The sequence below is a fragment of the Psychromonas algarum genome, assembly GCF_004376845.1.
Lineage (GTDB): Bacteria > Pseudomonadota > Gammaproteobacteria > Enterobacterales > Psychromonadaceae > Psychromonas.
The window spans coordinates 241,785-254,590 of the sequence record NZ_SNUW01000006.1; the positions used below are offsets into that span (position 1 = coordinate 241,785).

The following is a 12,806-nucleotide window of genomic DNA, read 5'->3' on the forward strand; positions in this document are numbered from 1 at the left end:
TTGGAGACTCACTAATAGTGACTAAGTAACTTGTACTTGATTACGTCCCGTAGATTTAGCTTTGAATAATGCTTTATCAGCTTCTTTAATTAACAGCTTACTATTGCTTCTATCACTTGCAATTTGCGTTGCCATGCCAATACTCATTGTCACAAATAAAGAAGCTAAGGATTTAGAATGCTCAATACCTTCAGATTCTATTGCGCTACGAATATCTTCTGCAATACGTAAAGCGTGTGTTACATTTTTATCTTTAATTAATACTACAAACTCATCCCCGCCATAACGAGCAACAAAACAATCATGCTCTACACATTTACGTTGTAAAATATGCCCTATCACTTGCAACACTTCATTGCCTTCAGATTTGCCATAAGCCTCATTGTAAGATTTAAAACAGTCAAGATCGCCAATAAGCAAAGTGAGTGGCGCTTTCTTTTCAACGGCTTTGTTCCAATATTCTTCTATTATTTCATCAAATACTCGACGATTAGCAACCCCCGTTAGAGGGTCATGTAACGATTGTCGTTGCAGCTTTGATTCTGCTTGCTCTAATTTTAATTGTTGATTTTTACTATCAGTAATATTTTTTGCACTAATAGCAATACCACGAAAATCACCTGTAGGATCATTGAATGGGGTTTTATTCACTTCATACCAAATTTCTTCATTATTAAAAAAAACAAATTCTTCAAATGTAATCGACTCCCCTGATTTCATTATTTCTTTATTTTGACGATCATGCCAATCAGCTCGTTCATAGGGTAAAATATTTTGTTGTAAAAGACCGCTTAAATCTTCTAGGTCACTCCCCATAAAAGCAGAAAATGCTCGACTAGCAGCTAAAATAAGCCCTTTTTCATCTAATACTCCAACAGGCCCTTTTGCATTAGCAAATATACTTTCTAATAATACCGTTTGTTGAGATAAACTTTTTTCAGCTTGTTGACGTTGCGTACTTTCACCTTTTAACTGCTCGCTTAAAAGGTGCGTTGCTGTCATATCGGTTACCACACTCAATATAGAAAAGACTTTTCCTTGTTGATCATAAAGTGGTAATTTACTTTGATTAATTAATTTTTTTGCTTTGTTTTTTTGAGCAATCCATTCCTGTGCATAAAACGCCTCTCCCGCTAAAACATCAATATTTTGCTGGGCAGATATTTTTGCTTGTGACTCATTAAAGTATGTTGCTTCTTTAGTTCCTGTTGCATCTAATACCGTTGTGTTATTAGCTTTTACCCAGCTATCATTACATCCAACAATATCCCCTTGAGGAGAAATAAAACTCACTTGTTCTGAAATTGAAGCCAGTACCTTATTAAATTTTTCACGTTCTTTATGCAGGTCATTTTGTAGTTTAACTTGTTCAGTAATATCGTTGAAATAACACAACCAAGCAGACTCTCCTTGATAATGAATTCGTTTTGCTGACACCTCAATATCATAAAAGCGACTTACTCCGTGTAAATTTAAACACGTATCTTTAACGATACTTTGATGAGTCATTTTTTTAATAAACTGTGATAACTTCAGCTGGTTTTTGCTCTCTTCAAACAGATAAACCTGCTTATTTTTTTTAAAAGAAAAGAGTGACTTAGCTTGCGTATTAGTGAAGTACAATTCCTTACCATTTAAACCGCAAATAATTAACGGGTAAAGTGATTCACCTAAAAGATAATTAAGGTGCTGTGCTTTTTGTTTTTTAGATTGCTTGAGCAAAATAATTAAGAGTAAAAATAACAATACAATTAATAAATAACGTCCAGTTACTTTAGATACTCCCCATTGAGAAACAGTGACTGACTCAAGCAATGGTGCTAACTTAGCCACTAATTGTTCTTTTTCAATCCCCCACTTTATCCAAGTTAATAAGCTTTCATTATCCGCCACACTATAAGCATATAAAGCATTTCTATCTGCGCTTACCTCACTAAGGCTTAATAAATAAGGTAATAATTTTTCAATCAATGTCGCGGGAGTATCTACTACTTTGAATAATAAAATAGAATCAATTTCCCCCCGATATAAACTGGTTAACAGCGCTAATATACCCGTTGATTCTTGGTAAGTAATATTAGAGTGATGGCTTATAAAGGGTAATAATTTAGCTTCCGGTAACAAACCACCAACAACCACAGGTGTACGTTGATCATTTAATGCATTTTGAATAAATAAATGGTTTTCAGAGAGATAATAAAATTCACTTGATAAGCGCATAATCGCTTGAGATTTAAGTGAATTTTGAGTGTTAACAGGCGTATTTAAACCACTATAAATAGCCATATTATCGTGAGTTAATAAGCGAGTTAAATTTTGTCCATGATAAGGCTTAAATTCAACATTAATAGCCGTTACTTTTGACCATTCTTGCCAATAGTCAACTAACATGCCTTGTGCTAGCGGTTTGGCATTAAACCCAGAAAAAGGTAGAGCTTCATCAAGATAGACAGTCAATTTAATAGGCTTATCTGAGATATTCAAAGAAGTTGCATAAGTAGAGATGCAAACAGAAAAGATCAGAGAGATAGATAAAAATAGTTTTTTAAATTGACGCATGAAAAGTTAGTCACCAAGTAAAGTTAAAATACAGAGTAAGACAGCCCGATTTAATAAAAATGCAACATTAATTGGCTTAATATCACAGGCTTAAATACTGAGGTTTACAATGAAAATAAGTGTTTAAAAAACTTATTAGCAGTAAAGTAATACTTTAAAAGCGACAGGATAATTCAGAAATTAATGGCAATTGATATGCGCAATAATGATACGCCCTAAAAAATAAAATACTCGACTCTTCCTCACAAATCATGGACTACATTTTGATAAGTCAGGTTCATATATTTTATAAAAAAAAATTAAAATAGTGACTTACATCTCACTAAGTGAGAAAGGCAATATTTAAAAGGATAAAATGAGAGGGATCACTAACGTCTTTAATTTATAAAAAGAACGATGGGTAATGAATTACTGCAGAGCATCAGGCTCTATAAAAGGAACTTCTGTTTTGAAACAAACCATTTTTTTAGTGTAAGGATGTTTAATAGAGATCTCAGTTGCGTGCAATAATAACCTTGGAGAAAGCGCTAAAGCCACAGGATCCGCATAAAAATCATCGCCTAAAATAGGATGCCCAATAGCTAACATATGCAAACGTAACTGGTGTGTACGTCCCGTCACAGGCATCAACTTAACCAAAGTACTTTGCTTCCCATAACTAATCACTTCATAAAAAGTTTTACAGGCTTTACCCGTTTCGAGAGCAATTTTATGCTTAGGAGGGTTATCGGTATCTTTACTTAAAGCCACATCAATACAGCCCGTTTTATTTTTAACATGACCAAAAACACGAGCATAATAAATTTTCTTAGTTTCACGCTCTTGAAATTGCATTTTTAACGCCCTTTCAGCATCTTTACGTAATGCAAAAATGATCACTCCTGACGTAGCTAAATCTAAACGGTGTACGGTATGACTGTTAGGATGCTTTGCTAATAAACGACTGTAGATACTGTCATGACGTTCGATATCTCGACCTGGTACTGACAATATGCCGGCTGGTTTATTAAAAACAATCATATCCTTGTCTTTGTAAATCGTATCTAACCAAGGTTCAGTAGGAGGATTGTAATCAAAGTCATTCATAAGCAATTATATTCAGTATTAGTTAAGCGAGGATAAAGAGGTGCTAAAGATACCTGTTTGCATAGGCTTTATCAATCAAGCTCACTTTTTTACTTTCACTTTAGCAAAAGGTAAGCCTGATTAGAAAATGTAATCAATAGCTGAATGACTATATTGCTAATATATGCATCAGACTAAACTCTTCTTCCACTTCCCACCTAACATACGGATATGGAATGGAATACTTTTAATAACTTCTTCTAACAACGTTAAAGCAAATACCCAAACGGCACTTAATTCCCAATATAAAACAAATAAAGCAGACAAGGGTAAAATGATAAACCATTGTGTATAAGCATGTATTTTGAATACATGCGTTGCATCACCACCAGCACGTAATACATTGCCACAAAAAGTATTTGAAGTTCGAATGAAAGCGATAATAAATAAAATAGGAACAAACTGCCAAAGAGTGTCTACTGTTTCTTGTTGTAACTCAGGGTAAATTAATTTAAACAAATAGAACATGCTGACATAAGCAATGGCAATTAGCACACCAATATAGAATGAAACTCTCCATGCTTTACTAATAAAAGTATCAAGTAAGCCCCATGATTTTTTACCTAATAAATGCCCAACATTGATACTCGTCGCTTGTGCCCATGCCGTTGCAAGTTGAGCAGAGACTTTAACCCAAGGTGCAATCAAAATTAATGCAGCAAATTGATTCACACCTAACTTCGCGTAAATAAGCATACAGATACTATTCACAAGTACCGCACTGACAAAAGTACCAGCAATGGGGGTCGCATATTTTAAGTGGAAAAGTACATCAGCCTTAATTAATTTGGCAGGTTTGTTTGCTTTAGTAACACCTATTTTGCTTTGATGTTTTGAATAAAAAAGTAATAAGAATGAAGTTCGGCATAAAATCGCCACAGCAGAGCCTATCCCAGCACCCACTAATCCTAATGCAGGAAAACCAAGATACCCATAAATGAAAACGGTACTAACAACTACATTCACAGGGATTTCAACAATATTAGCGTAGAAAGGAATTTTACTATTACCTGTTGCGTTGAAATAAACGGTAATATTCTGCGAGAAAGCAACGCCAATAGTCACTAACGAGAAAACTCTGAGGTAATCATAAGCCATTACCGCAACGTCCTCTGTATCTGCAATTAATTCAATAAGATGCTTGGAAACAGTAAAAATAAGTAAAATACTGATGACCACAATGGCAACATTTACAAATCGCCCGGAACGAAACCCTCGACTCACTAAAGCTGTATTCTGTGCTCCAAAAGCTTGCGCAATAACCAGCTGAGTACCATTTGAAAACGCAAATAATAAACCAAGAATAATACCTGCAATACTTGCAGCAATCCCCATTGCAGCAACAGACTCTTCACCTAAAGGCGTAACAAGTACGGTATCAATAACGAGGATCAATTGTAATAAAACGGCATTCATACCAATTGGCCATGCAAGGCCAAAATTACTTTTCATCGTTGGTGCTGTTTGAGTCATGTATGTACCTTTAAGGTATTATATTGTTTACTTTCATGTAGTAAGTCTGAACATCCGCGTATTATATTCTTTTAAGTAAGCAATAAAAACTTCATTACTAAAATTACAATGGCTCAATTGATATCAAACAAAATATATAGGAAAAGGGACCTGCATAAAAACTTTTATACGCACTCTATTTCATCTATGGATCTTTAATCATTATTAGCGTGTAAACCTTTTCTTTAGATGTTCTTGTTTTACTTCTGCATTCGTTAATCGAGTTACTTTTGCCATAAGCCGTACCAAGATCCGTTAATGTTCTCTAGTACTACCTAGAGTACTACTTAAATGACAGAGTCTCATGGAACTACAAAAAACGTAATAGGATGAAAAATGCCTCTAGCAAGGCGGTATTACTAAATTTTAGGCATAAAAAAAGACGCCCTAGAGCGTCTTAATTTAAGTAGGTGGTGGAGATGGGGGGAGTCGAACCCCCGTCCGAAAAGCCTACATCCTCGGTACTACATGCTTAGTCTATCTTTAGATTAACTCTCAACACTCCGACAGACAGGATTGCAAAGAGCGAGTCCGATACTATTTCGCGGTTCACCCTCGAACAAGGTTCCCTCGCTATCCAAATGTAAATGACCTTCCGAATCCCTGCCCATAGGAGAAACGTGGGTGGAAGGCTAGCGAGCCTAAGCTGCTAGAGCGTAGTTATCGTCGTTTGCAACTATAACTTTGGTGGCTTTTTACGAGGCCAGCCACCACCTCGGCATGCACCTTGGGTTTCAAGAATCTCGTCGAGTCCTAAATCATCCCCACAGTGGTTAGTGATAAATCACCAACATTTCAAGTTTAACAAAGCTAAGTCATGCAAGATAGCATTATCTTCTTATACTTTGCTAAATGCTTGTTTATCGAACGCTATGTTTCATCATACGTTCTTTTTGTACTTGCCATTCCCGGTCTTTTACATCACTACGTTTATCATGATCTTGTTTACCTTTTGCTAATGCAAAGGAGATCTTAACCCAGGCTTTCTTCCAATATAAAGAAATAGGGATAATTGAATAACCTTGACGCTCTACCTTACCCATTAAATTATCAAGCTCGCGTCTTTTAAGTAGCAATTTTCGATAGCGTAAAGGGTCACATACAACGTGTGATGAAGCTGCGATTAAAGGTGGAAATGTTGCATTTAATAACCAAGCTTCTCCATTTTTTAAGAAGATGTAGCTATCTGCAATATTTGCTTTACCTGCTCGTAATGTTTTTACTTCCCAACCTTGTAACTCAAGTCCCGCTTCAAAGCGTTCTTCTAAGTGATACTCATGGGAAGCACGTTTATTACGAGCAATCGTATTATCATTGTTTTTAGTTTTTGAATTTTTTTTAGCCATAGCCTGCATTATAAAGTTTGTTTTTTTAAATGGCTATTTGATTTAACGAAAAGTCGCTCATTTATAAGTATTTTTTACTATTTTTTTTCAGTTCAAGCATTGCATCGTGTAAGATGCTATTTTTTCAAACGAGGTAAAACATGGCTCAAGTCTCACGCAGCGCATTGTTGATGTATAGCGCACAAGAAATGTATCAATTAGTCAATGATGTGAATGCTTATCCTGAGTTTTTACCTGGATGCAGTGAAACGATTATATTATTAGATCAGCCTGATTTAATGAAAGCTTCAGTTAAAGTTTCTAAAGCTGGGATCACGCAAACTTTTGTCACTGAAAACACACTTGTACCTGCACAATCTATCACAATGAATTTAATTAAAGGCCCATTTAAGCATTTAACGGGTGGTTGGACTTTTACTGCATTAGATGAAAAAGCCTGCAAAGTGAGTTTAGATCTACAATTTGAGTTCAGTAGCTCTCTTGTGGAGTTAGCATTTGGACGTATTTTTCATGAATTAGTCGGCTCTATGGTGAGGTCTTTTTCAAATCGCGCTAAAACCGTTTATGGTAGTCGTTAATCTTTTATTTTGAAGAAGTAAAATAGTTCTACTATTTACTGAAACTAGTACAATATTGGAAGCAAACAAAATGAGTCAATTAATTGATATAGAAGTCGTTTATGGTTTACCTCACAAACAAGTTTTGTTGTCATTAAAAGTACCAGCTGGCACTACCATTGAAAATGCCATCAAATTATCAGGCATTGTAAAACACTTCCCAGAAATTATCCCTAGCGAAGCCGTTGTAGGTATTTTCAGTAAAGCCGATAAATTAGAAAATACAGTTAACAATGCTGATCGTATTGAGATTTATCGGCCATTAACAGCAGACCCCAAAGAAATGCGAAAGTTACGCGCAGAGAAAGCCAAACAAGCTAAAAAATAATATGTTTAGCCCACAAAAAAGCGCCCTAAGCGCTTTTTGTTATTCTCAGATGCGAATAATTAATCTTTAAAACTGATGGCTGTATTGCACCGCGGCTAATATTGCATTGGCATGTGTAGTACCTGTAATTGAAGATACACCCGGTTTTGATTCTGAAACAGATACGTCTTGACCTAATAAATAAGTTGCACCTAAATCAACATTAGCATTTTCTGATAAGTGGTAAGTAAAACCAGCTGAAAACCACTGACGATCAGAATCAGGTACTGAAATTGATGTGACTTCATCTTGAGCACTCATGTCATACATATATCCCGTTCTCAATGTCCAAGATTCACTAAGGTAATATGTCCCACCTAGTGAGAAATGATAAGTATCTTTCCAGTCATAAGTATTTAGTGTGCCAAAAGCTTTTGAATCTAAAGTGTCAAATGAAGACCATCCAATCCATTGCACACTATAGTGAACTGCATATTTAGTATCTACAATACGATGGTATCCAGAGAACTCGGCCATATCAGGTAAGCCCAAATGAAGAGTATCATCTTTAGCAGTTACAGAGCCTTGAGCAACGTAGACTGTAGTATCACCTTCAACCTTTAACTCAGGGCTATAATGATAAGATAAACCAAATCGGTTATTTTTATTAAGCTCAAAAACAGCACCTAAATTAAAACCAATACCAACACCCGCAGCATCTGTATCTAATGCCGTCGCCCCTGCGTGTGGACCTAAGCCGGGATCATTACTAAGATTTCTTTGCAACGTACCCGTGCCATAAATTACATCTACCCCGCCCCCCACGCTCCATTGTTTATTAATACGGTACGAGGCAGCTAATCCAAGGTTCATACTTTTAACGTCTGTTAATCCACCATATTCAGAACCAACAAAAGAATCATCAAAATCAGTTTTAGTGGCAAAATTTGAATATAAATTAACACCTAATGCAAATTTTTCATTAATTGGAAAAATAACATGGAGATTTGGTGCCACTGATATACCACCAGCATCATTATAATTTGAAGACGAGCTGCCTGCAGCTGTTGTATAAGTTGCATCAGATACATTAATGTCAGTCTTTAAAACATTAATCCCCATGGATAAAGCTGTTTTATCAAACATCGACATAGCAGCTGCATTACGAGCCATGACAGAAGCGTTATCTGCAATAACAGCATCACCAGAAAAAGCACGACCGAGACCTGTTGCAGACTGAGCATTTAATTGAAAACCAGCAGCACTCGCTTGAAAAGAGGCCACAGTTAAAGCGCTTATTAAAAGTGTTTTTTTAAATAAACGAACGTTATGTAATTGAGTATTCATATCATCATCCTTGATTTAGTGAGCTACAACATAACCTCTCACCGCAATATTATTAATACCAAGAGCATAATTCAGAATATCGAGTTGCATTTAGTTAAAATCTGAAAGCGTGACAGAGTGCAAACAGTTATCAATATTTTATTGAAAAAAAGGAGGTTTAAAAGTCAGGAAAGCCCCTCTATTGTATTTGCAGTATGAGAAACACAATAGAGAGCATAAAAAGAGTGCAATTAATAAACGATATAAACCATTTTATTATCAGATAAAGACGTTTTATCTGTCCATTCTAATTTGTTATAGCTAATAAGGTGGCGTAAACCAGTGATGTAATCTTGGCCTCGTTCTGAATATTTAATCAATGTTCCAGCTAACAAAGTACCAGAAAAACTTTTATTTTTAGCAACTTGTTGCGCACGTAAATCACGTAATGATTTATAAGCTGAAGTGCTATTAATGTTTAACATATAACCTTCAACAGAAGCTAAAGGACTATCAAAACTAGCAACACCATAATCACCTAAGTGTTTACGTTGCTGTTTAGGTTTCATTCCGTTACCAGAAAAATCCCACTGTCCAAAAAAAGCATTACCTTCACGAGCAAATCGAGAAGTCCCCCAAGCACTCTCTTCAGCAGCTTGTGCTAAAGCAAGTGATGGTGGAATAATATTCACTCGTTTTAATAAGGTTTGTTTGTCCGCTTTAGTTAATGCTTTACTGTCATCGCTAACAACTTTGTATTTGATTGCTATCGCCATTAACTCAGATGAATCTAATGACGATTTTTTAACAACTTTACGTTCTTGAAGAATATTTTCATTTGCAATTAACACTGACGGCAACATCATGCGTAAGAAAATACTCTTTTTATTTTCAACTGGCATTTTATCAGACAGTTTTTTCCAATCAGGCATAACACCTTCAGATGTTAAACGAGGTACTTTTTTCACTCCTTTTTGCCAATCATCATGAGTGTAATGTAAGCGAGCAAATAATTGTGTCAAATCATCAACGTTGTGAACTTTTACTTCATCAGATGAGTGCATATCAGAACAGGCAGATAAAAATAAAACTGAACAAAACAAAGTGATAAGTAATTTTTTCATAAAGGATCCAAAATTAATAAGTGAAGAGCCAGATAATAGAACATCTGCTGCAATTGGTTCGCTATTCTATTCCTTTTACATTTATCACGCAATTAAGTTAACCAGATCACACTTTCAAGAGAATGTAACAATTTTTAGAAGAGAAAATCACCGTAATTTATAGAGCCAACTACAGCTCTATAAATTTATGTTTCATATTTATTAGTAGACAAACAATAGACAAGATAAAATTACGCAGCACCACTTGGGATCGCACCAAACAATGTTAATAAATGGATAACAGGTAACATCAACATACAAACCAATGCTAACCACATTAACCAACCGATAAAACCATTTGCAGTCATTGTTTTTAAAATACTTCTACCATGCAGTTTGCCAACATAATGTAATAGATAATATTGAATAAGCATGACTCCGATAACAATAGGCATTGCTGGTAAATTCATTGCATTAACAACCATTGGAATGGTTAAGATAGACATATACGCAACAGCAATAATAATAGCAAATGCTTTGGGTTTAAAACCCGTTAAGTCTTCAAGAACTGAAGCTCCCGGCTTTGAACCGTTGATATCCATATTTACTCCTTTCTGTAAATAAAGTTGGCTTTAAGAAGCCTATTAAATTAAAAACGCAATAATACCCTTTTTTAAACTAAATACCTGCATCAATCGTTTGATTGTGTGATAGTAATTCTACGATTGTTATATTTGCCTCCCCTTCAATAGCAAAAGTAATAGCCATTAATCATAAATATATTTATAAAGTTAAAATATCCTAAAAAATTTAAACAAAACCCCATCTATTTGTCACATTCCTAATATGATCTGCATTATCTTCAATTCGTTTATTCTTTAAGCAGTCGCTACTCTATTTACTTGGATATATCAAATAACACTTGCAATAAAATGTGATCTCTATATTATTCGCGGCACTTAAACGGACGCGAGATGGAGCAGCTTGGTAGCTCGTCGGGCTCATAACCCGAAGGTCGTAGGTTCAAATCCTGCTCTCGCAACCAACTTTTCTTAATAAGAAAAATATTTTAAGTAATAAAGTTTTAGAAAATAAATACGGACGCGAGATGGAGCAGCTTGGTAGCTCGTCGGGCTCATAACCCGAAGGTCGTAGGTTCAAATCCTGCTCTCGCAACCAATTTTTCTTAATAAGAAAAATATTTTAATTAATAAAATTTTAGAAAATAAATACGGACGCGAGATGGAGCAGCTTGGTAGCTCGTCGGGCTCATAACCCGAAGGTCGTAGGTTCAAATCCTGCTCTCGCAACCAATTTCTAGAAAACTTCACAATACTTCCTAAAAAATAATTCTTCACATTTTGACTTCAAAATCCGATGGTCATTATTTACCTCACTAGAGTTCTAAACTTTTGTTTTATCGCTATTAGTTACCAAGTTAAAATAAAATCATTCAAATCCCTAAAAATGTAACAAAATTTCTCAATTGATTCTATTTGTCAAAATTTAAGTCTATTTCTCCTCTGAACGATAAAATAAATCGATGAAATATATCCCCCTTCCTGAGCTACTTCACTCATTGTGACCTGAGGGTGACAGTTTTTATTTTTTATTCAAAAAAATTTAAAAGCCTAAATCTTACATTTTTGACCTTCGCTTTTTTTAACCTAATTGTGACGAAATGCATCCTTAAACTGATCTTCCCTCAAATCTGTAGACATCTTATATTTAGAAACTGAAATTTAAAGAGAGATGTTATGAGTAATAATAAATATCCCCAAGAATTCAAAGATGAAGCTGTTAGACAAGTAATAAATAAAGGTTATTCAGTTCCTGATGTTGCCAAGCGTTTAGGTATCTCTGATAAATCCCTCTATTACTGGGTCAAAAAAGCAAAAGTCCCACCAACTAAATCAGCCGAGCAGGATGAAATTAAAAAGCTTAAAGCTGAGCTCAAGCGGGTAACCGAAGAAAGGAATATTTTAAAGGAAGCCGCCGCGTTCTTTGCAAGCGAGTCAAGGAAAGATACGCGTTCATAAAAACCAGACTCACTGTCTATTGCGTTAAATCAATGTGTTTAGCGCTTAATGTTCATCGCAGTGGCTTCTATGCTTGGCTTAAACAGCCAGAATCTAAGCTGAAGCAAGAGAACAAGCGCCTCCTAGTGCGAATTAAAGAAGCATATGCAGAAAGTGGAGGAGTATATGGAAGCCCTAGAATAACATATGAGCTTCGTCGACTTGGTGAAACCTGTGGAGAAAATCGCGTTGCTCGATTAATGAAACACAATAAGTTGAAAGCCAACATTGGCTATAAGCGTCGTTTATTTAAGTCATCGATACCATCACTCATTGCAGATAATCATTTACAGCAACAATTCGTTGTATGTGAGCCTGATACAGCTTGGGTTGCAGATATTACCTACATAAAAACGTATGAGGGTTGGTTATATTTAGCGGTTGTTTTAGATCTATTCTCTCGAAAAATTATTGGTTGGTCTATGCAAGCTAACATGGGTAAAGATATCGTAATTAAAGCGTTGTTGATGGCGGTTTGGAGGTGAAGTCCTAAACAAAAAGTGATCGTTCATAGTGATCAAGGAAGCCAATATGGTAGTGGTGATTATCGTGACTTTTTAACATCGAATAATCTGGTGCCAAGTATGAGTCGTCGAGGTCATTGTTTGGATAATGCAGTAGTAGAAAGCTTTTTTCATTCACTAAAAACGGAAAGAGTTAAGCGAAAAATCTACGAGGATCGTAATACAGCTCGAGCAGACTTGTTCAATTATATTGAGATGTTTTACAATCGGAAGCGATTACATAGCCACCTTGGCCATGTGTCTCCTGATGAGTATGAAAAAAGGTACTTAATCGAGAATTAACGTGTCTACAAAGTCGGGGGAAGATCA

9 protein-coding genes, 3 tRNA genes, 1 other RNA gene and 1 pseudogene are annotated in these 12,806 nt (G+C 35.5%); 6 read left to right on the forward strand and 8 right to left on the reverse strand.

The window, feature by feature from the left end; all coding sequences use genetic code 11:
- Window positions 1-21: 21 nt before the first annotated feature.
- The 5 genes from E2R68_RS07515 to smpB all read right to left on the reverse strand — a co-directional run bounded on the left by E2R68_RS07515 (window position 22) and on the right by smpB (window position 6,542).
- Entirely contained in the window at window positions 22-2,559 is a 2,538-nt protein-coding gene (locus E2R68_RS07515; RefSeq protein ID WP_134276983.1) for a transporter substrate-binding domain-containing diguanylate cyclase, read from the reverse strand.
- Window positions 2,560-2,967: 408 nt separating this feature from the next.
- Entirely contained in the window at window positions 2,968-3,645 is a 678-nt protein-coding gene (locus tag E2R68_RS07520; protein ID WP_134276985.1) for a pseudouridine synthase, read from the reverse strand.
- A 168-nt stretch (window positions 3,646-3,813) separates the two neighbouring features.
- Window positions 3,814-5,157 carry an MATE family efflux transporter gene (locus E2R68_RS07525; protein WP_134276987.1) on the reverse strand — a complete coding sequence of 448 codons (1,344 nt, stop codon included), beginning with the start codon at window positions 5,155-5,157 and terminating at the stop codon, window positions 3,814-3,816.
- Window positions 5,158-5,607: 450 nt separating this feature from the next.
- Window positions 5,608-5,962: a transfer-messenger RNA gene (gene ssrA, locus E2R68_RS07530) on the reverse strand.
- A gap of 94 nt (window positions 5,963-6,056) precedes the next feature.
- The gene (gene smpB, locus E2R68_RS07535) at window positions 6,057-6,542 is read right to left on the reverse strand and encodes an SsrA-binding protein SmpB (protein ID WP_134276989.1); all 486 of its coding nucleotides are present in this window, start codon (window positions 6,540-6,542) and stop codon (window positions 6,057-6,059) included.
- Window positions 6,543-6,682: 140 nt separating this feature from the next.
- On the opposite strand from smpB, the gene E2R68_RS07540 reads away from it, so the two are divergent.
- Together E2R68_RS07540 and E2R68_RS07545 are read left to right on the forward strand one after the other, a co-directional pair.
- On the forward strand, window positions 6,683-7,120 hold the full coding sequence (locus tag E2R68_RS07540) for a type II toxin-antitoxin system RatA family toxin (RefSeq protein ID WP_134276991.1): 438 nt from the start codon (window positions 6,683-6,685) through the stop codon (window positions 7,118-7,120).
- Window positions 7,121-7,190: 70 nt separating this feature from the next.
- A complete protein-coding gene (locus E2R68_RS07545) occupies window positions 7,191-7,487 on the forward strand; it encodes an RnfH family protein (protein WP_134276993.1) in 297 nt (98 codons plus the stop codon).
- 66 nt (window positions 7,488-7,553) lie between these two features.
- Here E2R68_RS07545 and E2R68_RS07550 read toward each other — a convergent pair whose 3' ends face one another.
- The 3 genes from E2R68_RS07550 to E2R68_RS07560 all read right to left on the reverse strand — a co-directional run bounded on the left by E2R68_RS07550 (window position 7,554) and on the right by E2R68_RS07560 (window position 10,497).
- Window positions 7,554-8,813 (reverse strand): outer membrane protein transport protein, encoded by a 1,260-nt coding sequence (locus tag E2R68_RS07550; protein ID WP_134276995.1) that lies wholly within the window; start codon window positions 8,811-8,813, stop codon window positions 7,554-7,556.
- 230 nt (window positions 8,814-9,043) lie between these two features.
- Entirely contained in the window at window positions 9,044-9,916 is an 873-nt protein-coding gene (locus E2R68_RS07555; RefSeq protein WP_134276997.1) for a glucosaminidase domain-containing protein, read from the reverse strand.
- A 230-nt stretch (window positions 9,917-10,146) separates the two neighbouring features.
- Window positions 10,147-10,497 (reverse strand): hypothetical protein, encoded by a 351-nt coding sequence (locus E2R68_RS07560; RefSeq protein ID WP_134276999.1) that lies wholly within the window; start codon window positions 10,495-10,497, stop codon window positions 10,147-10,149.
- A 366-nt stretch (window positions 10,498-10,863) separates the two neighbouring features.
- Here E2R68_RS07560 and E2R68_RS07565 point away from each other — a divergent pair.
- From E2R68_RS07565 to E2R68_RS07580, 4 genes and pseudogenes are all read left to right on the forward strand, one after another.
- Window positions 10,864-10,940: transfer RNA gene (locus tag E2R68_RS07565), tRNA-Met, on the forward strand.
- A gap of 57 nt (window positions 10,941-10,997) precedes the next feature.
- Window positions 10,998-11,074, forward strand: a tRNA-Met gene (locus tag E2R68_RS07570).
- A 57-nt stretch (window positions 11,075-11,131) separates the two neighbouring features.
- Window positions 11,132-11,208: transfer RNA gene (locus E2R68_RS07575), tRNA-Met, on the forward strand.
- A gap of 444 nt (window positions 11,209-11,652) precedes the next feature.
- Window positions 11,653-12,779: pseudogene (locus E2R68_RS07580) on the forward strand (IS3 family transposase).
- The last annotated feature ends 27 nt before the right edge of the window (window positions 12,780-12,806 follow it).

Excerpts from the sequence above, each read along its gene's own strand:
- E2R68_RS07515 (WP_134276983.1), bottom strand. The coding sequence starts at position 2,559 with ATGCGTCAATTTAAAAAACTATTTTTATCTATCTCTCTGATCTTTTCT.
- E2R68_RS07520 (WP_134276985.1), bottom strand. The coding sequence starts at position 3,645 with ATGAATGACTTTGATTACAATCCTCCTACTGAACCTTGGTTAGATACG.
- E2R68_RS07525 (WP_134276987.1), bottom strand. The coding sequence starts at position 5,157 with ATGACTCAAACAGCACCAACGATGAAAAGTAATTTTGGCCTTGCATGG.
- smpB (WP_134276989.1), bottom strand. The coding sequence starts at position 6,542 with ATGGCTAAAAAAAATTCAAAAACTAAAAACAATGATAATACGATTGCT.
- E2R68_RS07540 (WP_134276991.1), top strand. The coding sequence starts at position 6,683 with ATGGCTCAAGTCTCACGCAGCGCATTGTTGATGTATAGCGCACAAGAA.
- E2R68_RS07545 (WP_134276993.1), top strand. The coding sequence starts at position 7,191 with ATGAGTCAATTAATTGATATAGAAGTCGTTTATGGTTTACCTCACAAA.
- E2R68_RS07550 (WP_134276995.1), bottom strand. The coding sequence starts at position 8,813 with ATGAATACTCAATTACATAACGTTCGTTTATTTAAAAAAACACTTTTA.
- E2R68_RS07555 (WP_134276997.1), bottom strand. The coding sequence starts at position 9,916 with ATGAAAAAATTACTTATCACTTTGTTTTGTTCAGTTTTATTTTTATCT.
- E2R68_RS07560 (WP_134276999.1), bottom strand. The coding sequence starts at position 10,497 with ATGGATATCAACGGTTCAAAGCCGGGAGCTTCAGTTCTTGAAGACTTA.